The organism is Bradyrhizobium sp. SK17, from assembly GCF_002831585.1.
In the GTDB taxonomy this organism is placed as follows: Bacteria; Pseudomonadota; Alphaproteobacteria; order Rhizobiales; family Xanthobacteraceae; genus Bradyrhizobium.
Genome location: NZ_CP025113.1, coordinates 3,153,095 through 3,170,249 on the forward strand (window position 1 = coordinate 3,153,095; position 17,155 = coordinate 3,170,249).

Sequence of the window (17,155 nt, forward strand, 5' to 3'; positions counted from 1 at the left end):
GAATGAGCGAAGCAGCGTGGCGCCATCTTGATGCAGTGCGGGATCGCAGTGCTCAGGATGGCTTGTTCGCCCGGGTCTTCTTCACGGGCTTCGCCGCGATGTTGTCCCGCGCCATCGCGAGCGCGCTGCGCAGCGTGACCTGATCGGCCTTGGCGAGGCGGACATTGGTGCTGCCGCCCTTGCCCCAGCCGCCCGGCACCGGCCGGAAGATTTCCGGTTCGGCCTCGACCACGACAGCCTGCTGTTCGGGCGTCAGCTTCACCATGCCCCATGCCTTGTCGGGATAGCCGAGCGTCGCGAAGATGCGTTTGCCGACGCGGAAATCGGCGGTGCCGTGATGGGTGCCTTCAACCACATCGGGCAGGCTCAGTGCGGCGCGGCGGAAGCGATTTGCGGACATGGTCGCCAACATCGGTCTCGTCGGCGCAGCCTATCACGTGCCGCAGACCGTCACACGCCGGTCAGATCGTAGAATGCCGCGATCAGGCGCGTGATCTCCGTGGAGTTCGCGATCACCAGCGCAAGGTCGTCCTTCTCCGGCTTGCCGGACTGGATCCGCTCCAGCGCCTCGCTCGATTGCTTGACGATCGCGGCGATCCTGCGCAGCAGGTCCTCGCGGGTCACGATCTTGCTCAGGTCGGTGCTGGTGTATTTCTGCAGGTTCCGCAACCTGGTCTGGTCGAAAGGCTGCTTGAACGCACGCGATCCAGCCTGATCGACCAGAATCTTGTAGGCGGAGTCGTATCCTTCTTTTGCCGAATTGAGCGCGCGCCGGACCGCTTCCGGATTCTGTTCGGCGATCCCGCCAAGTACGCCGTTGCCGGCGGCGCAGTTGGCTCGCGCCAGGTTTGAGATCGGTTGGGCGACCTGCCTGTCCTGATCGGCTTGCCTTCCCTTCGTGATCACATCGTCCAGGGCGTCGGCGAGCGCGATCCGGTGAGCGCCCGTGCAGCAGGCAACCACGATGATTGCGAGAGCCGCCATCCTTCGCACCAGCATTGTCGCCTCCTACGGTATGTTGGTCTGATCGCATATCTTTTCGACGGCCGGCAGCTTGACGCCACTGAGCGCGAAGCCCTCCTTGCGAAACTTCGGACAAGCCTGGGTCGCGATTGCGCGCCAGGATTCCACGGAAATGCCGCCGTGCCGGTAGAGATCGTAGATGTTGGAAAACTTCGCGTCGTACAGTCCGGCGTAGGACTGCATCTTCTCGGGCGGGGCGTCGATGACGGGACGGAAGAAGTCGGTATAGTCCGACTGCATCTTGTAATCATTGTTGGTTCGATAGAAGTCGATCGCATTCATGATCTGAATGATCGCGATCCCCGCTCCGAAGGCTGCAACGCCAAGCGCCAGCCACGGAACGGCCCGGTCCTGCGGACGCGCCAACGCCAGCCTGAGAGCCGCGACCTCTCGCGTCAAACCATCGTTCTGCCGCTCTGCTTCCTTGAGATCGGCCAATCGCGCCACCGCGACCGGATCGACCAGCTCCGTGCCGTCGGCGGCGGTCTCGGTGGACAGGCGTCCAGCGGCAATCATGGCGTCCAGATCGGCAATCGAAAATGGACTGTTCTGGGCAACCTGGTCTTTGGAAATGCCGGGCATCGTCGCTCCGAAACGCGGCTGCAAGGCAATGATCGTACAATATCCAAGATATAGTTGATTTGGAGACAACCACAAGACGAATAAGTGTCGACTGCGCGTCTCGGCTACATCGCCCGCTGCGGCGTCACTCGCAGCAACTCCTGCAATTGACCGGAGTAGAATTTGGCGTCGCCGGTCGTGAGATGGCCGCGCGTCTCGCTGCTTGCCGGGATCAGGTAGATCCTGCCGTTCTTGATCCGCTTGACCGCTGCCTCGGTGACGCCGGTCTCCGGTGGATTGCGCTCGTCGTCGGCCGCGTTGATCGCAAGCAGGGTGGCCTCAATCTTCTCCATGCCGGCCGACGGATCGTAGTCGTGCGAGGCCTCCCATTGATAGATGTAGTCGTTGGCGTCGGCGGTGACCGGTAGCGCCAGTTGCTCGTCGACCAGCCTGTCGGCCTGCGCCGCGGTCGGTGCCTGCGTCTGATAGCCGAGCGTGCCGCCGGCGCTGGCGAAGCGATAGGCCGCGATGGCGTATTTCATCATCCGCGGCTGGCTCGCATAGTTGCCGCCATTGTAGTCGGGATCGTTGCGGATCGTCTCCAGCATCGCCCGCCGCAGGATCCAGTTGCGCGCCGCCATCGCGGTCGGCTGTGAGGCCATCGGCACCAGCACGTCCATCATCTGCGGATAGCGTACGCCCCAGATCCAGGTATGCATGCCGCCCATCGAATTGCCGATCACGAGCCGCAGATGCTTGATGCCGAGCCCTTCGGTAACGAGCCGGTATTGCGCGTCGACCATGTCGTTGTAGTCGTACTTCGGAAAGCTCGTCCGCATCGCGTCCGACGGCTTTGACGATTTGCCGTGCCCGATGCCGTCGGGAATGATGATGAAGTATTTCGACGCGTCGAGCGGTTGCCCCGGTCCGAACAACTCGCCGGCAAAGGCCGGCGTCAGCATGCTGGCGGCCGAGCCGCCGGAACCGTGCAGCACCAGCACCGGCTGCCCGGTCGGCGCGCCGACCGTGGTGTAGTGCAGCCGCAGTTCCGGCATCACCTCGCCGCTGTGGAACTTGAAGTCCTTTGCGATCCACTCGCCATCCTGTGGCGCGGGATAATCTGCGGCCATGGCCGATACCGACATCGAGACGAGAGCGGCCACAAGCGCCGCGCACAGACGGATCATGCTGCTTCTCCCCACGCGCGGCGCCCTTGTCCAGCCGCGTCGCTGCAAGCCTAGCATGACGCAGGCTGCTGTCCGAGAGCAGCTCTGCGCGCTGGCGCAGATGTGTCCGGCTAACTCGCCTTCAGGACATCGAGCGCATACCAACCCCAATAGACGCGGTGGCGCTGGATCAGGCCGTGCTGGATGTCCATCACCTCGACGAGATCCATCTGGTCGCCATCAGGGGCCTGGCGCGGATATTCCCAGGTGAGGATCCGGCCGTCGCTGAAGAAGCCCTGCTTGAACCGCCGCCGTTGCGGCGGATTGGTGCGGAACACGCGCGTGATGAATTCGCGCAGCGCCTCCCGACCCTGCACGATCCCATCCCTGGTCCGCATCAGATGCTGCACCAGCGGGCTCTCGATCGAGGCGTCCGGGGCGTAGAGCGCCAGCGCCGCTTCGAGGTCCTTGTTGCCGAGAGCCTCGTCCCAGAGCCGGTAGATGCGTTCCGCGTCGTTGCCGTTTGCTGTCATGATCGTTTCCTTGCATGTCGTCGACTGCCGCCGATTTGATCGGAAGACGTGCTCGCGACGTTTCAGGAAAATCTGAAATGAGTTTCGCAATGTTGCGAATGCGCGTAGACGTTTCAGTCCGCCATGGAGGACGATAGCGGTGGGGTCATCCCAATCCGTGCAGACCGGATTTTCGCGGATCGCCGAGGCCTTGGGCGATCCGGTGCGCGAGGCCATGGTCAGCGCGCTGGCCGACGGCAAGGCGCTCCCCGCGGGTGAGCTTGCCGCGGTCGCCGGCATTTCGCCGCAAGGCGCCAGCGCGCATTTGCAGAAGCTGGTCGACGCACGCGTGCTGTCGGTGTGGGCGCAAGGCAGGTTCAGATACTACCGGATCAGGGACGACGATGTCGCCGCGCTGATCGAGAACCTGGTCGACCTTGCGGCCAAAGCCGTTGGCGGGCGCAAGCGTGCGATGCCGGCCGAGCAGCTCAGGCAGTCGCGCACCTGCTACCATCACCTTGCGGGTCAGCTCGGGGTGCTGCTGTCGAATGCGCTGATCCGCCGCCGGCTCGTCATCATCGATGGCCGCGATGGTCGCGTGACCGAGCAGGGGCTGGCCTGGTGCCGCGCCGAAGCGATCGAGTTCGATCCGGCGCGGCAGCCGCATCTGCGGCTTTGCAACGACTGGACCGAACGGGTGCCGCATCTCGCCGGCCCGTTTGCCAATGCCGTGCTGGCGCGGCTCGTGGAGATGCGCGGCGTTGCGCCGCATCGGATTCCGCGCGCGCTGCGGATCACCGACCGGGGGCGCGCCTTCTTCGATCGGCTCGGCGTGCAGGTTCCGTTCTGAAGCCGCTAGCGGCCGTCCTCGACCTCGGTTTCCGGACGGTCGTTGCCGGAGGCCGTCTCGGTCAGCCATTTGCCGTCCGGGGTCTCATACTGGATTGCCTCGGTGCGGCCGGGAACGCGTTGCTCGTTGGCCGCGCGTCTGGCGGCGGCAAGTGCCGCGGCATGGGTGGGAAACGGTTCCGAGAACACCCCGTTGACGGTATAGGCCCAACCGCCGTCGTGCTGGACAACCTTGTAGATCACGTGGCTCATCCGGAACCTCGCTTCCGCCGTGGACGATGAGGCTGCCAGAATAGACCACGATGTCGTATTTTGCAGCAGCCGATCGTCCTTGAGCATGATCCGGAAAAGTGGAAGCCGGTTTTCCGAGAAGATCATGCGCAAACATCGAGACAGCCGCCCGGTTGCTGCGGGCGAGGGAGACCGCCATGTGCCGCAATATCAAGACGCTGTTCAACTTCGAGCCGCCCGCCACCGAGGACGAGATCCAAGCCTCGGCGTTGCAGTTCGTGCGCAAACTATCCGGCTTCAACAAGCCGTCGCAGTCCAATGAGGCCGCCTTCAACCTCGCCGTGATCGAGGTCTCGGACGCCGCGCGCAAGCTGCTGGTCTCATTGCAGACCACCGCGCCGTCCCGCGATCGCGAGGTCGAGGCGGAGAAGGCGAGGGAACGTTCGCGCCTGCGATTCGGCTGAGATCGGCGCATTCCGTGATGCAGGTCACGGTTCGGCGCCGCGCTCCGGGGCATCATCTGCCTTCACCCCGATCCCGGAGCAAACCCCGTGAAGCCTGCCGTCCTGCTCATCCCCAGCGCGATTGCGTTCGCGGTTCTCTGGACCTGCGGCATGCTGTGGTCGAGCGGCACGATCGACTGTGCCAATGTCACGATCCTGTCGGCGTGCGGGACGTTTGCAGGCGTCGCCTGGTACTACGCGATGCGCTGGGTCTTTCAGCTGATGCATCTCGTTGGGCCGTCTGACCCTCCGGCCAATCCAGGCGGCGAGCGGTGAGCGTCGGACGCAACGTGCCGGCCCGCGATGACGTGGACCTGACTGGCCGCGTCATCGCGCGATGACAGGAAGGGTTACTTCTTGTCCTTCTTGCGGTGCTTCTTCTTTTTCTTGTGATCGCCGTCTTCGTTCTCATCATCAGCGAAGTCGATCGCGTCGACATCGAGGGCGATCGCTTCCGCTGCCGCGCGCTCGGCGGCATCGCGTTCGGCCAGCTCGGCGGCCTCACGCTCCTTGGTGCGCTTGTGGTCTTCCCAGGCGTCGAAGATCATGTGCAGCCAAGGCATCACCTGCTCGATCGAGGGCAACTGGCCGGGCGGGCCGGCTTCCCCGCGCGGGCCGGCCGGACCTTGCGGTCCCTGTGCACCCGCCTCGCCGCGCGGACCCTGTACGCCGGCCTTGCCTTGCGCGCCCGGCTTGCCCTGGGGGCCTGCCTTGCCGACCGCGCCCACCTTGCCCTGCGGACCCGGCTTGCCGCGCGCGCCTTCCGGCCCCGGCCGCCCCGGATGTCCCTGCGGTCCCGGTTTTCCCGGCTCGCCCTGACGGCCCTGCGGCCCCTGCGCCCCTCGTGACCCCTGGCGGGAAACTGTCTCGTCAGCCACTGATTTGCTCCGTCGCGATTTGAAGCCGCTTGTAACAGAGGTTGGACGACGGCTTCAATTCTGCCTGTCGGCACCGACGCAAGCGATCAACAGTCATAATTCCATGGGCATTATGACAGCGGAGGACGTCTTGCGGGTCTTGAACGACAGATGCGGCGTGGCCGTGGGCGAGCCGCTCGACATCGTGGTGACGCGCCGCGACGTGCGCGACGAAGCGAGTTTTCGTGACACGGGCGTGCTCGATCTCTACGCCGAGCTGTTTCCAGCGAGCGAGCGCGACAGTCCGGACGACATGCTGCGCTGGCTGTTGTCGGATGATGTCGGCGGGATCAGGCACTTCAATGTCGGCGACCGCGCGATGTCACATCGCTTGGACTCGCGCTGCTTCATCCTGCGCGCCGCAGAGCGCGCGGTCGGGCTCGGCTTCTTCACCTACGATCACGCAAGCGACCTGATCTATTGCAACCATGTCGGAATCGGCGCGGCGTGGCGCGGCCGCGGACTGGCGCGGGCCTTCTACCGCGCGATCGTCGAGATGCTCGACGCGCTGTTTCCGCGCAACATCGGCGTGGTGCTCGAGGTCGAGCCATTCGATCATGATCATCTTGAGGTCATCATCGACGATCTGGAACGGACAGGTCGCCGGCAGCTCGCGGCGAACGCGCAGGCCGAGATCCGCAGATTGCTCCGCGTGAGCTGGTACGACGGCCTCGATTATTCGGTATTCTGCGGCGTGCAGACGATGCGGCCGCTCGTGTGCCGGTCGCCATGTCTCGATCCATTGCTGCCGTCATCGCAATGGGCAGGTGGCGAAGAGAATTACTGGCTGATGTGGCGAGCGCGGACCGGCGCACCCATCATGGAGACGGGCGCCGGCAAGCTCTGGCACAAGGCCGTCACGGCGATCTACATCGAGATCCTGGCCAAGTCCCTGGTCGCAGCCGATCCGAACGATCGGCGCGGCTATTGGGACTATGCGACCGCGTTGACAGCCAAGACGCTGCGTGCAGCGAGCGAGGTGCATCTCGCTCGCTGCCTCGGTGACGATGATCGCGCGTTGTTGACGCGCTGGCGGCGCCTTGCGATCGACCTGCCAATCTAGGGCCTGATGAGATCGGGCTGAGCTAAATCGGCGACGGAAATTCACCTCTCCCTTGGGGGAGGTCGGCGCGCAGCGCCGGGTGACGGTCAATCGAGAGCGCAAGAGCCCTGACCCGGATTGCACTGGACGATGCTTCGCATCGCCAAGCGCAACCCGACCTCTCCCCGACGGGGAGAGGTGAATCAAGGCTGCGCCGAGCCGACTCAACCAGAACTCATCCCGCTTTGGAGCCGCTATGCCGCGGCGTGCTCGTAGTGCGGCACGTCGATGCCTTCGGCGGAATATTCGCGGATCTTGTTCCGCAAGGTCCGGACCGAGAGCCCGAGCACGCGCGCGGCGCGGGTGCGGTTGCCGTCGCAGCGTGCGAGCGTTTGCAGCACCAGTTCCCGCTCGACTTCGTCGACGGTAGCGCCGATCAGCAATGGGACGATTTCATTGGGAGCCAGCGACGGCAGCAGAGCTTCCGGCGACGGTACGGTGGACGCGTAAGACATGAACTCCTCCCGATCAACGCCCGCCTCGTCGATGAGGCGGAGACATCGAGAACCAACTACCCCGTAAATCCACGGTGTGCCGGTTTGGTTAACAAGTCCTTAACGCCGCGCTAACTCCATGCTTTGTAAGCAAAATACCCAGAAATCGCCACGATTGCGGTTCCATCCGTCACAGGGTCCGGTAACCGCCATCGACCATCACGATCGATCCCGAGACATAGGCCGAGAGGTCCGAGGCGAGGAAGATCGCGGGCCCGACGATGTCCTCCGGCTTGCCGGCGCGGCCAAGCGGAGTGTGGTCCATGAAGACCTTCACGAGGTCCGGATTGGTGGCGCGCACCTTCTCGTTCAGCGGTGTCTCGATGAAGCCGGGGCCGATCGCATTGACGCGCACGCCGTCCTTGCCGAGCTCGGCGGCCAGCGCCTTGGTGAAGCCGAGCACACCGTGCTTGGAAGCGGTGTAGGCCGGCGAACTCGGCGTGCGCAGATGCACGAAGGACTGGATCGAACCGATGTTGACGATGCGCCCCTTGTTCTTGCGCAGCGGCGCCAGGAAGGAATGCGTCACGTTGAAGACGCCGGTGAGGTTGATCGAGATGATGTCTTCCCAATCCTTGATCACGGCCTCCTCGGTGCCGAGCATGCCGTTGCGGCGCGCAATGCCGGCATTGTTGACCAGGATCGAGACCGGTCCGACCTTGTCGGCGATCTGCTTCGCCATCGCGATGCAGGCGTCGCGATCGGTCACATCGAGCGCAAAGCTCTCCGCCTTGCCGCCGGCGTCGCGGATCTCCCTGGCCGCCTCCGCTGCCGCATCGCCGTTCATGTCGAGCAGCACCACGCGCGCTCCCTCGCGACCGTAGCCCAGTGCGATGGCGCGCCCGATGCCCGAGCCTGCCCCGGTGATGACGGCGATGTGATTGTCGAGAAGAGCCATAGCGTTTCCTTGTTCTGATTTGGGAGTGTTGCCGACAACACTATTCAAAACTGCGCCAAGCGAAACGCCAAGCCGAGTTTGTGCGTTGCTGTCATCCAGATTCGGATGACAAAATGGACCCGCATATCAGACACTGGAAAGTTGCGATCGAGCGCTTCTGCACTGCGCCGGATCCCGATTATCGCGAGATCGCCAAACTGGTCGCGGAGATCGCTGTGACCGATATTGATGAGACGCTGCGGCATGCGGCCGCACAGGTGCTGCCGATCCTGCGTCAGGCGGCCCTGAAATCGGCGGACCGCAGGACCCGGTCGATGTCGCTGCGCCGTCTTGGTATCGTCGCCGATGCGCTGCACACATTGTCCGCGCCGCGCTTCGGACGGCGTGGCCTGACGCCGAAGGCGTTGACCGAGGAGGAGCGCCACCGGCAATTGCTCGGCCTGCCGTTCGGCCGCCGGCTCGCAGCGACCGAAGTCCATCAGGCGTTCAAGCGCGCCGCCAAGACGGTGCATCCCGACGGCGGCGGCAACGGCGCGGCGTTCCTCGAGCTCGCCGCCGCGCGCGATGCCTTGATCAAGCATCACTGATGCTCGATCGCGTTGCGTCTGACAGCACAAGGCGAATGACGCGTCGTTGCGGCGTGACGTCCCTGCGTGTGGTCGGCGATCGCCTGGAGCGGGACGAGTCTTGGTTGAATCGGCTTGGCTCGGTCTCGGTTCACCTCTCCCCGCCGGGGAGAGGTCGGATTGCGCCTGGCGATGCGAAGCATCGTCCAGTGCAATCCGGGTGAGGGCTCTTGCTCTCTCGATAGACCGCAACCCCTCACCCGATTTGCTGCGCAAATCGACCTCTCCCAAAGGAGAGGTGAACTTTCGATGCCGTTCCAACTCGACCTATCTCATCAGGTGTTAGAACGAGCAGGTGCCGTTGTTCAGCAGGCCGGTCTTGTAGCTGAACGCGGCCTCGAAGGTCGGCAGCTCCTCGCTGACCACGGCGTAGTCCGCCGGCCACGGCGCGGTCGGGATGCTCTGGTCCCAGATCTGGCAGAAGCCGGTGTCCTGCCAGCGGATCAGGTGATAGGGCGTGGCGCTGGCGGGGCTTGCCACGGCAAGCACGGACACGGTCGCGGCAAAGGCGGCGCAGGCGATCGCAAGACGGCGCATGGGAAATCTCCGGTTCGAAAAAAGTGAATGCTCCGCGGCAATCGTGGAGCTCTGGGGCCGATCACCCCGGACATGCTGTGAGTGTTGCCGTCTCGGGAACTGGTTCAATCCGGGTTGCACCGAAACCATGCGAGTGAACGGCGACCGCTGTCTCAAATTGCGTCGTGGCGAGCGCTTGCTACAGTCGGCGGGTTGCGATTCGCATCCGCATCGTGAGTGAGACATTCCTGGGGAGACTGCGCATGAAGCTTTCGTCCACCCTTCGCGCCGCGCTGGTCGCGTTGATGGCGTTCACGGGGTTTGCTTGCTCGTCCGCGGCGCGTGCCGATAGCGGCTTCGTCAAGCTCACGATCTACAAGGCCGGATGGATCATCGGAGGCTCCGGCGGCAGCGGCGTCCTGACTTTCCGCGGCCGCTCATATCCGCTCTCGACCGGTGGTCTCGATTACGGCCTGGTGTTCGGCGGCTCCAAGACCGTGCTGCGCGGCCGCGTCAGCAACATCAATCGTCCGTCCGACGTTGCCGGCGTCTACGGCGCGGCGGGCGCGGGGCTCGCCATCGGCCGCGGTGCCCGTGCGATCGTGCTCACCAATCAAAAGGGTGCGGTGCTCGAATTGACCGGCCACCAGGTCGGCCTGATGGCCAACGCCGATCTGAGCGGTCTTGCGATCACGATGCGGTAGCGCGCTTCGTTCAATCTATCCCCGTCATTCTGAGGTGCGAGCCTCTTCGGCGAGCCTCGATGGATGAATCGGCGACCAGCCGGGCCGCGCATCCTTCGAGACGCGCGAAGACGCGCTCCTCAGGATGACGGGGCTGGGGGTCAGCGCGTCTGCGTGATTTCGGAATATTAGAAGTGTATCCGTGAGTTGCCCGACGTGTCAAGTCGAGCGCCGGCCATAGCCGGCTGCTTTGCATGGGGTTGTTTTCGACATTTTGGCAACGTGTCGCCCTGCGAGTGACCGCGGCGGACCTACCTGAACAGATGCAGCGCTGCGTATTGCAGCAGCATGATGGTCTTGGCATCGACGATGCGGCCGTCGCCGATCATGGCGAGGGCGTCGTCGATCGCAAGCTCCAGCACCTCGATGTCCTCGCCCTCGTCGGCGAGCCCGCCGCCGTCACCGATGCGCATCGCGGCGTCGTATTCGGCTACGAAGAAATGCAGCTTCTCGGTCACCGCGCCCGGCGTCATGAACGCTTCGAACACCTTGCGCACGTGTTCGAGGCGGTAGCCGATCTCTTCCTCGGCCTCGGCGCGAATGCGTTCCTCAGGCGCGGCATCGTCGAGCATGCCGGCGGCGGCCTCGATCAGCAGATCGTCATAGCCGTTGGCGAAGGCCGGGTAGCGGAACTGGCGCACCAGCACCACCGTGCCGGCCTTCAGATTGTAGGGCAGCAGCACCGCGCCATTGCCGCGGTCGTAGACCTCGCGCACCTGGGTCTGCCATTCGCCATTGCTGCGGCGGTAGTCGATTGTCGCGCTCTTCAGCTCGTAGCGGCGCTTCGAAAGCAGCTCGACGTCCTTGACGCGGACGCGGTCGGCGATGCTCATGCGTCAATCCTCAATTCGATCACGGCGTGGCTTCGCGGCCATCGAGCCATTTTGCCAGCATCACCGAGGTGGATTCCTCGTAGCCGAGCGACTGATAGAACGCGCCGGCCTTGGCGTTCTCGCGCCGCACCAGCAATTGCAGCTTCGGCACGCCGGCGGCGCGCAGCCAGTCCTCGACCGCGGTCATCATGACGCGGCCAAGGCCCTTGCCCTGGCTGCTCGGATCGACCGCGACGTAATAGACCCAGCCGCGATGGCCGTCGTGGCCGACCATCGCGGTCGCCACGATCGCGCCGGCGTCGCGACCGACCAGCACCGTCGAACTCGGTCCTCGCCGTGCCAGCGCAATGTCGGAAGCGGGATCGTTCCATGGCCGCGTCAGGCCGCAGGCCTGCCACAGCGCGACGACGTCAGGGATGTCGGCGTCGGCGATTGGTGCGATGGCGAGGGAGGGAGAGGGCACTGTCGCCTGCACGGTCACAGCACCTTGCCCGGATTCATGATGCCGTGCGGATCGAGCATCGCCTTGATGGAGCGCATCAGCTCGATTGCGACCTTGTCCTTGACGTCGGGCAGTTCATCGCGCTTCAGCACGCCGATGCCGTGCTCGGCCGAGATCGAGCCGCCCATGCGCAACACGATCTCGAACACCACGGCATTCATGTCGTGCCAGCGCGCCAGGAAGTCGGCCGCGTTGCCGCCGACCGGCTGGCTGACATTGTAGTGGATGTTGCCGTCGCCGAGATGGCCGAACGGCACCGGCCTTGCGCCCGGGATCAGCTTGACGACCGCCGCATTGGCCTCCGCGATGAAGGCGGGCACCGCCGCGACCGGCACCGAGATGTCGTGCTTGATCGAGCCGCCTTCCGGCTTCTGCGCCGCCGACATCTCGTCGCGCAGCTTCCAGAACGCCTGGCGCTGGCTCAGATTGGCGGCGATGACGGCGTCGTCGACGATGCCGTCTTCCATGCCCTGGGCAAGGATCGCCTCCAGCGTGTCGCGCGCATCGTCGCGCGACGACGACAGCTCCATCAGCACGTACCAGGGGTGCTTGCTGGTCAGGGGATCGCGGATGTCGATGCCGTGTCGGATCGAGAAGTCGACCGCGATGTCGGCGAGCAGTTCGAAGCTCGTCAGCGCACCGGCGGCCTCGTTGCGCGAGATCGACAGCAGCTTGAGCGCGGCTGCCGGCGATTTCAGGCCGACATAGGCGGTCTCGACCGCGCGCGGCCGCGGAAACAGCTTCAAGGTCGCCGCGGTGATGATGCCGAGCGTGCCCTCGGCACCGATGAAGAGGTTGTGCAGGTTGTAGCCGGTGTTGTCCTTCTTCAGCTTGGTCAGCGCGTTGAGCACGCGGCCGTCGGCCAGCACGACCTCGAGCCCAATCGCCATCTCGCGGGCTACGCCATAGGCGAGTGCCGCGGTGCCGCCGGCATTGGTCGAGAGGTTGCCGCCGATGGTGCAACTGCCTTCCGCGCCGAGCGACAGCGGGAACAGCCGGTCGACGTCGGCCGCCTTCTGCTGCGCGATTTGCAGCACCACGCCGGCCTCGCAGGTCATGGTGTTGGATTCGACGTCGATGTCGCGGATCTTGTCGAGCCGCCGCAGCGACACCACCACCTCGCCATTGTGCGGGGTCTGGCCGCCGACCAGGCCGGTGTTGCCGCCCTGCGGCACCAGCGCGATCCGGTGCTCGTTCGCCAGCTTGCAGATCGCGGCGACCTCAGTGGTCGAGCCCGGGCGCAGCACCAGCAGCGAGCGGCCGTGGAACAGGTCGCGCTCCTCGGTGACGTAAGGCTTGATGTCGGCGGCGTCGGTCACCGCATATTTGTCGCCGACGACGGCGCGGAACTTTGCAAGCAATTCGGGCGGAAGCGGCGGCACCGCTGATTGGACGATGTTCATTTTTTCTTGGTCTTTCACTTGATCGGGAGCTTTGTTTCAGCATGACCTTGCCGGGTCATGCTTCCCGTCCAACCGCTGCGCGGCGCAGCCGGTCATTGATGGCCTCGCCCAGCCCGTCCTCGGGAATGGGCATCACGGCGATAGCATCCGCATTTCTCTTGTCGAGCGTGCGAAGGTAGCCGAACAGATTGGCGGCGGCCTCGGCGAGATCGCCGCGCTCGGACAGGTTCATGACCACGGAGGCGGATTCGCGCCGTGCCACCTTGCCTGAGCCGAATGCCAACAAGGCCTCGCCGACATGGACGTCGCTGGCATTGAGCCGGACCGGTGTCCGCGGCGCGTAATGCGAGGCGAGCATGCCGGGGGCGACCGGCTGGCCGTCGGCCTCGGCGTCCTGCGGCGGTGATTGCAAGGCATGGCCGAGCACATGCTCGATCTCGGCGCGGGTCAGCCCGCCGGGCCGCAGCAGCACCGGATCGGAGAAGCAGCCGACGATGGTCGATTCGACGCCGACTTCGACCGGGCCGCCATCGACGATCAGGTCGATTCGGCCCGCCAGATCGCCGTTCACATGCTCGGCGGTGGTCGGCGAGACATGGCCGGAGAGATTGGCCGACGGCGCCACCACGGCACCGCCGAACGCCTTGATGATGTCGCGCGCCACCTTGTGGGCCGGGATCCGTATCGCGACCGTATCGAGGCCGGCGGTCGCCAGTTCCGCGACCGGGCAGGACAGCGCCTTGGGCAGCACCAGGGTCAGCGGACCGGGCCAGAATGCCTCCGCGAGCCGCAGGGCCTGGCCGTCGAACAGGGCGATTCGGCGCGCCGCGCCGAGATCGGCGACATGGGCGATCAGCGGATTGAAGGCCGGGCGGCCCTTGGCCTGGTAGAGCCGGGCGATCGCGGCCGCATTGCCGGCATCAGCGCCAAGGCCATAAACCGTCTCGGTCGGAAACGCCACGAGGCCGCCCTCGGCCAAAACCCCGGCGGCGGTGGCCGTGGCGGCCGCGCCGGCGGGCAGAACGTGCGTTTTCAGGCCTGTTTCCACTGTGACTAGATTCCTCAATTCGGTGCCTTGCGGTCCCCGAAACCCGACGCTATAAGCCGGGCCTCTTAGTCGGAGTGTGGCTCAGCCCGGTAGAGCACTGCGTTCGGGACGCAGGGGTCGCAGGTTCGAATCCTGCCACTCCGACCATCTTCCCCGAGGGTTTTTTCCTCTCATTCCCGTCCCCGGTCAAGTTGACGGCCGCGGTCTTGGCCGCCGAGCGGTGTCGCACGTCTTTCGTGGCTCGCGGTAACGGTTTCCTTTCGGGACATCGGGGCAGGACGGCTATGCGGATTGTGCCAGACGGCCGGGGCAAGCCGGCGGTCTCCGACGCAATTGTCCTCTATATTGTCGCCTGACCGGCGCGAAACTGCACTCGCGCGGAATTGGCCCTGACCCCTGCAAATCTGGATATCGATGATGCTGTCGCTTCCCAAAACCAAGATACGCGTCCTGTTGCTGGAGGGCGTGAACGATTCCGCGGTCCGGATGTTCGAGGCGAACGGCTACACCGAGCTGCAACGCCTGCCTAAGGCGCTGGGACCCGCGGAGCTCAGGCAGGCGCTGTCGGGGTCCATATGCTGGGCATTCGCTCGCGGACCCAATTGACCGCGGAGATTCTTGATGCCGCCGACCGCCTGCTGGTCGTCGGGTGCTTCTCGGTCGGCACCAACCAGGTCGATCTCGATGCCGCGCGAAAGCTCGGGATCCCGGTCTTCAATGCGCCATACTCCAACACGCGCAGCGTGGCCGAGCTGACCATCGCTGAAATCGTGATGCTGTTCCGCCGGATCTTTCCGCGGTCGGTCTCCGCGCATGCCGGCGGTTGGGACAAGTCCGCCGACGGCAGCCGCGAGGTGCGCGGCAAGACGCTCGGCATCGTCGGCTACGGCAATATCGGCTCGCAGCTGTCGAACCTCGCGGAAGCGATGGGCATGCGCGTGATCTATTTCGATCACACCGACAAGCTGCGTCACGGCAACACCGAGCCGGTCGACACGCTCGACGAACTGCTCGCGGCCAGCGATGTCGTCTCGCTGCACGTGCCGGAGACGCCGGCGACCGCCAACATGATCGGCGCGGCCCAGCTTCGGCTGATGAAGCCCGAGGCGTATCTGATCAACAACTCACGCGGCACGGTGGTCGATCTCGACGCGCTGGCGAGTGCCTTGCGTGAGGGCCGGCTGGCGGGCGCGGCGGTCGATGTGTTTCCGGTCGAGCCGGTGTCGAACGAGGCGCGCTTCGTCTCGCCGTTGCAGGGACTGCCCAACGTCATCCTGACGCCGCATGTCGGCGGCTCGACGGAGGAAGCGCAGGATCGCATCGGCGGCGAGGTGGCGCGCAAGTTGATCGACTATTCCGATGTCGGCTCGACCTTCGGCGCAGTCAATTTTCCACAGGTGCAATTGCCGGCGCGACCGACCGGCACCCGGTTCATCCATGTTCACCGCAACGTTCCCGGCGTCATGCGCCAGGTCAACGACGCGCTCTCCCGGCACGGCATCAACATCCTGGCGCAGTATCTACAGACCGACCCGGAGGTCGGCTACGTCGTGCTGGAGACCGACGTGGTGGGCGGCGAGGGCGAGGCGCTGCTCGCCGATCTGAGGGCCATCGACGGCACCATCCGCGCCCGGGTGCTGTACGACCAGAACCGGCCGCAGGGGTGATCGAGCAGGTCAGTCCGCCGAGAAGCCGAACGGGACGCTCGAGGTTCTGAAATCGTCGGGAAGGATCTCGCGCCCGATCGGCGGCGCCGATCGCGCCGCGCATCGCGGACGATGGCAGACGCGGCAGGCGACGCCGATCGGTGTGGGCTCTTCGGCGTTCGGCCCCTGTCCCTCGCGCGTGTAGATCAGCTGGCTCGCATGCTCCGCTGCGCAGCCGATCGCGATCGCGCGCTCGACCCGGATGGCGCCGAACGCGCCGCCGCCGGCGGTCACGGTGCGGGCGATCGAGAAGAAGCGCTGTCCGTCGGGCAATTCCAGCCATTGCGTCACGATCTGGCGCGGCGTCTTGAAGATGCCGTGCACCGACCATAGCGGGCACGCGCCGCCATGCTTGGCGAACGGGAAGCCGGCGCCGTCGAGCAGCTTGGAGATGTTGCCGGCCGGATCGACGCGGATCAGGAAGAACGGCACCTTCTCGAGACCCGGCCGCTGCAGGGTCGTGACACGGTGCGCCGTCTGCTCGAAGCTGGTGCCGAACTGGCGCGCCAGTGCTTCCAGATCGTAGCGACGCGCCTCGACTGCCTTTGCGAACACGGAGTACGGCATGATCAGCGCGGCCGCCGCGTAGGCGCCGAGCGCGCGGCGTGCCAGCAACTCGGCGCTCTTGCTGGTGAACTTGCCGTCCTCCACCGCCGCGCTGATCTCGTCTTCGAGTTCGAGATAGGCGAGCTGCTTGGCCAATTGAAAGTTGAGGCCCGCGGTGTCGAGCGAGTCCTCGAGCAGCAATTGCCTGCGGTGCATGTCCAGCCGCCGGATCGAGCCGAGCATGACGTTGGGCGGCAGATAGCGGACCTGGAGCTTGTGACGCTCGCGCAGTCGCTCGATAAATCCGGCCGGGCCGGCCGGCTCGTGGACGAGGCGTTCGGCTGCGTCGTCGAGATTGGCGAAATTGTTGCGCCGCGCGGCGAGGAACCGCCTGACCTCCGCGACCGGATCATTGGCGTCGAAATTCTCCTGCCCCGGAAAGGACGCGCCGCCTGCGAGGTCCGGCGCGCTTCGCTCCGCCAGCGCCAGCTGTTCCTCGCGATAGGCGGTGTAGAGGCGCAGGAACGCCTCGGTCATGCCGGGATAGCTGACCGCGAGGTCGCTGACCTCGAGCGCGGGGATGTCGATGTCGGCGAACATCGGTTCCTTCAGGATCGACTGCATGCGCGCGGTGTGATCGGCGCCGCCGTCGCCGGCGAGATCGGCCAGATCGATCTTGTAGGTGCGGGCGAGGCGAAGCAGCATGTCGGCGGTCACCGGCCGCTGATTGCGTTCCAGCAGCGCGACATAGGGGGCGGAGATCTCCAGATCGGCTGCCATGTCGGCCTGGGTCAGCCCGAGATCGCGCCGCAGCCGGCGCAGCCGGGGCCCCATGAAAACGGAACGGGCGCTTGAGGTTGCCATCGCCTAATCCATCGATTGTAAGATTCTTACAACAATACAATAGTTTCTTGTAAGTTATGACAAGTTTTCCGCGCCAGGTCTAGCTCCCGGCGAGACTGGGCTTACAAAAGAG

At 65.1% G+C, this 17,155-nt stretch carries 21 protein-coding genes, 1 tRNA gene and 1 pseudogene; 8 read left to right on the forward strand and 15 right to left on the reverse strand.

Going from position 1 to position 17,155, the window contains the following annotated elements:
• Nucleotides 1-52 precede the first annotated feature (52 nt).
• From CWS35_RS14700 to CWS35_RS14720, 5 genes are all read right to left on the reverse strand, one after another.
• Nucleotides 53-400 (reverse strand): MmcQ/YjbR family DNA-binding protein, encoded by a 348-nt coding sequence (locus tag CWS35_RS14700; protein ID WP_024580514.1) that lies wholly within the window; start codon nt 398-400, stop codon nt 53-55.
• A 50-nt stretch (nt 401-450) separates the two neighbouring features.
• On the reverse strand, nt 451-999 hold the full coding sequence (locus CWS35_RS14705; RefSeq protein WP_157817146.1) for a hypothetical protein: 549 nt from the start codon (nt 997-999) through the stop codon (nt 451-453).
• A gap of 9 nt (nt 1,000-1,008) precedes the next feature.
• Nucleotides 1,009-1,605, reverse strand: a complete 597-nt coding sequence (locus CWS35_RS14710) for a hypothetical protein (RefSeq protein WP_100952310.1) — start codon at nt 1,603-1,605, stop codon at nt 1,009-1,011.
• Between the two features lie 104 nt (nt 1,606-1,709).
• Nucleotides 1,710-2,771: an alpha/beta fold hydrolase gene (locus tag CWS35_RS14715; protein ID WP_100952311.1), complete on the reverse strand. Its 1,062-nt coding sequence runs from the start codon at nt 2,769-2,771 to the stop codon at nt 1,710-1,712.
• 110 nt (nt 2,772-2,881) lie between these two features.
• Nucleotides 2,882-3,283, reverse strand: coding sequence for a nuclear transport factor 2 family protein (locus CWS35_RS14720; RefSeq protein WP_245438964.1), 402 nt, complete (start codon nt 3,281-3,283; stop codon nt 2,882-2,884).
• A 139-nt stretch (nt 3,284-3,422) separates the two neighbouring features.
• Between CWS35_RS14720 and CWS35_RS14725 the strand changes: the two genes are divergently transcribed.
• Nucleotides 3,423-4,112, forward strand: coding sequence for a helix-turn-helix transcriptional regulator (locus CWS35_RS14725; RefSeq protein ID WP_245438966.1), 690 nt, complete (start codon nt 3,423-3,425; stop codon nt 4,110-4,112).
• A 5-nt stretch (nt 4,113-4,117) separates the two neighbouring features.
• Here CWS35_RS14725 and CWS35_RS14730 read toward each other — a convergent pair whose 3' ends face one another.
• On the reverse strand, nt 4,118-4,363 hold the full coding sequence (locus tag CWS35_RS14730; protein ID WP_024580520.1) for a DUF2188 domain-containing protein: 246 nt from the start codon (nt 4,361-4,363) through the stop codon (nt 4,118-4,120).
• A 176-nt stretch (nt 4,364-4,539) separates the two neighbouring features.
• Between CWS35_RS14730 and CWS35_RS14735 the strand changes: the two genes are divergently transcribed.
• Nucleotides 4,540-4,806 (forward strand): DUF2277 domain-containing protein, encoded by a 267-nt coding sequence (locus CWS35_RS14735; RefSeq protein ID WP_100956357.1) that lies wholly within the window; start codon nt 4,540-4,542, stop codon nt 4,804-4,806.
• Between the two features lie 87 nt (nt 4,807-4,893).
• Entirely contained in the window at nt 4,894-5,121 is a 228-nt protein-coding gene (locus CWS35_RS14740; RefSeq protein WP_100952314.1) for a hypothetical protein, read from the forward strand.
• A 74-nt stretch (nt 5,122-5,195) separates the two neighbouring features.
• Here CWS35_RS14740 and CWS35_RS14745 read toward each other — a convergent pair whose 3' ends face one another.
• Nucleotides 5,196-5,723, reverse strand: coding sequence for a collagen-like protein (locus CWS35_RS14745; protein ID WP_100952315.1), 528 nt, complete (start codon nt 5,721-5,723; stop codon nt 5,196-5,198).
• A gap of 139 nt (nt 5,724-5,862) precedes the next feature.
• Between CWS35_RS14745 and CWS35_RS14750 the strand changes: the two genes are divergently transcribed.
• The gene (locus CWS35_RS14750; RefSeq protein ID WP_210202795.1) at nt 5,863-6,825 is read left to right on the forward strand and encodes a hypothetical protein; all 963 of its coding nucleotides are present in this window, start codon (nt 5,863-5,865) and stop codon (nt 6,823-6,825) included.
• Nucleotides 6,826-7,058: 233 nt separating this feature from the next.
• Here the strand turns inward: CWS35_RS14750 and CWS35_RS14755 are convergent, their stop codons facing one another.
• A complete protein-coding gene (locus tag CWS35_RS14755) occupies nt 7,059-7,319 on the reverse strand; it encodes a helix-turn-helix domain-containing protein (RefSeq protein WP_024580525.1) in 261 nt (86 codons plus the stop codon).
• Between the two features lie 169 nt (nt 7,320-7,488).
• On the reverse strand, nt 7,489-8,256 hold the full coding sequence (locus tag CWS35_RS14760; RefSeq protein WP_024580526.1) for an SDR family NAD(P)-dependent oxidoreductase: 768 nt from the start codon (nt 8,254-8,256) through the stop codon (nt 7,489-7,491).
• 113 nt (nt 8,257-8,369) lie between these two features.
• Between CWS35_RS14760 and CWS35_RS14765 the strand changes: the two genes are divergently transcribed.
• Entirely contained in the window at nt 8,370-8,843 is a 474-nt protein-coding gene (locus tag CWS35_RS14765) for a hypothetical protein (protein ID WP_024580527.1), read from the forward strand.
• 321 nt (nt 8,844-9,164) lie between these two features.
• Here CWS35_RS14765 and CWS35_RS14770 read toward each other — a convergent pair whose 3' ends face one another.
• Nucleotides 9,165-9,419 (reverse strand): hypothetical protein, encoded by a 255-nt coding sequence (locus tag CWS35_RS14770; protein WP_024580528.1) that lies wholly within the window; start codon nt 9,417-9,419, stop codon nt 9,165-9,167.
• Between the two features lie 242 nt (nt 9,420-9,661).
• Here CWS35_RS14770 and CWS35_RS14775 point away from each other — a divergent pair, with 242 nt between their 5' ends.
• Entirely contained in the window at nt 9,662-10,102 is a 441-nt protein-coding gene (locus tag CWS35_RS14775; protein ID WP_100952316.1) for a hypothetical protein, read from the forward strand.
• A gap of 290 nt (nt 10,103-10,392) precedes the next feature.
• On the opposite strand, the gene CWS35_RS14780 is transcribed toward CWS35_RS14775, so the two are convergent.
• From CWS35_RS14780 to CWS35_RS14795, 4 genes are read right to left on the reverse strand one after another with little or no spacing between them, the layout of a single operon-like run.
• Nucleotides 10,393-10,974, reverse strand: coding sequence for a GDP-mannose pyrophosphatase (locus CWS35_RS14780; protein ID WP_100952317.1), 582 nt, complete (start codon nt 10,972-10,974; stop codon nt 10,393-10,395).
• A 19-nt stretch (nt 10,975-10,993) separates the two neighbouring features.
• Nucleotides 10,994-11,455: a GNAT family acetyltransferase gene (locus tag CWS35_RS14785; RefSeq protein ID WP_100952318.1), complete on the reverse strand. Its 462-nt coding sequence runs from the start codon at nt 11,453-11,455 to the stop codon at nt 10,994-10,996.
• Nucleotides 11,452-12,879: an FAD-binding oxidoreductase gene (locus CWS35_RS14790; protein ID WP_100952319.1), complete on the reverse strand. Its 1,428-nt coding sequence runs from the start codon at nt 12,877-12,879 to the stop codon at nt 11,452-11,454. Before CWS35_RS14790 ends, CWS35_RS14785 begins: the two co-directional genes overlap by 4 nt.
• A 55-nt stretch (nt 12,880-12,934) precedes the next feature.
• Nucleotides 12,935-13,927 (reverse strand): L-threonylcarbamoyladenylate synthase, encoded by a 993-nt coding sequence (locus CWS35_RS14795; protein WP_024580533.1) that lies wholly within the window; start codon nt 13,925-13,927, stop codon nt 12,935-12,937.
• A 70-nt stretch (nt 13,928-13,997) separates the two neighbouring features.
• Between CWS35_RS14795 and CWS35_RS14800 the strand changes: the two genes are divergently transcribed.
• A tRNA-Pro gene (locus tag CWS35_RS14800) sits at nt 13,998-14,074 on the forward strand.
• A 261-nt stretch (nt 14,075-14,335) separates the two neighbouring features.
• Nucleotides 14,336-15,594, forward strand: a pseudogene (gene serA, locus CWS35_RS14805) (phosphoglycerate dehydrogenase).
• A gap of 9 nt (nt 15,595-15,603) precedes the next feature.
• On the opposite strand, the gene CWS35_RS14810 reads toward serA, so the two are convergent.
• On the reverse strand, nt 15,604-17,043 hold the full coding sequence (locus CWS35_RS14810) for a short-chain fatty acyl-CoA regulator family protein (RefSeq protein ID WP_024580535.1): 1,440 nt from the start codon (nt 17,041-17,043) through the stop codon (nt 15,604-15,606).
• Between the last annotated feature and the right edge of the window lie 112 nt (nt 17,044-17,155).

What these genes read in the sequence shown, in the direction of transcription:
- CWS35_RS14810 (WP_024580535.1), bottom strand. Translation starts at nt 17,043, where the DNA reads ATGGCAACCTCAAGCGCCCGTTCCGTTTTCATGGGGCCCCGGCTGCGC.
- CWS35_RS14765 (WP_024580527.1), top strand. Translation starts at nt 8,370, where the DNA reads ATGGACCCGCATATCAGACACTGGAAAGTTGCGATCGAGCGCTTCTGC.
- CWS35_RS14705 (WP_157817146.1), bottom strand. Translation starts at nt 999, where the DNA reads ATGCTGGTGCGAAGGATGGCGGCTCTCGCAATCATCGTGGTTGCCTGC.
- CWS35_RS14715 (WP_100952311.1), bottom strand. Translation starts at nt 2,771, where the DNA reads ATGATCCGTCTGTGCGCGGCGCTTGTGGCCGCTCTCGTCTCGATGTCG.
- CWS35_RS14775 (WP_100952316.1), top strand. Translation starts at nt 9,662, where the DNA reads ATGAAGCTTTCGTCCACCCTTCGCGCCGCGCTGGTCGCGTTGATGGCG.
- CWS35_RS14710 (WP_100952310.1), bottom strand. Translation starts at nt 1,605, where the DNA reads ATGCCCGGCATTTCCAAAGACCAGGTTGCCCAGAACAGTCCATTTTCG.
- CWS35_RS14735 (WP_100956357.1), top strand. Translation starts at nt 4,540, where the DNA reads ATGTGCCGCAATATCAAGACGCTGTTCAACTTCGAGCCGCCCGCCACC.
- CWS35_RS14790 (WP_100952319.1), bottom strand. Translation starts at nt 12,879, where the DNA reads ATGAACATCGTCCAATCAGCGGTGCCGCCGCTTCCGCCCGAATTGCTT.
- CWS35_RS14760 (WP_024580526.1), bottom strand. Translation starts at nt 8,256, where the DNA reads ATGGCTCTTCTCGACAATCACATCGCCGTCATCACCGGGGCAGGCTCG.
- CWS35_RS14780 (WP_100952317.1), bottom strand. Translation starts at nt 10,974, where the DNA reads ATGAGCATCGCCGACCGCGTCCGCGTCAAGGACGTCGAGCTGCTTTCG.
- CWS35_RS14755 (WP_024580525.1), bottom strand. Translation starts at nt 7,319, where the DNA reads ATGTCTTACGCGTCCACCGTACCGTCGCCGGAAGCTCTGCTGCCGTCG.
- CWS35_RS14730 (WP_024580520.1), bottom strand. Translation starts at nt 4,363, where the DNA reads ATGAGCCACGTGATCTACAAGGTTGTCCAGCACGACGGCGGTTGGGCC.
- CWS35_RS14770 (WP_024580528.1), bottom strand. Translation starts at nt 9,419, where the DNA reads ATGCGCCGTCTTGCGATCGCCTGCGCCGCCTTTGCCGCGACCGTGTCC.
- CWS35_RS14700 (WP_024580514.1), bottom strand. Translation starts at nt 400, where the DNA reads ATGTCCGCAAATCGCTTCCGCCGCGCCGCACTGAGCCTGCCCGATGTG.
- CWS35_RS14720 (WP_245438964.1), bottom strand. Translation starts at nt 3,283, where the DNA reads ATGACAGCAAACGGCAACGACGCGGAACGCATCTACCGGCTCTGGGAC.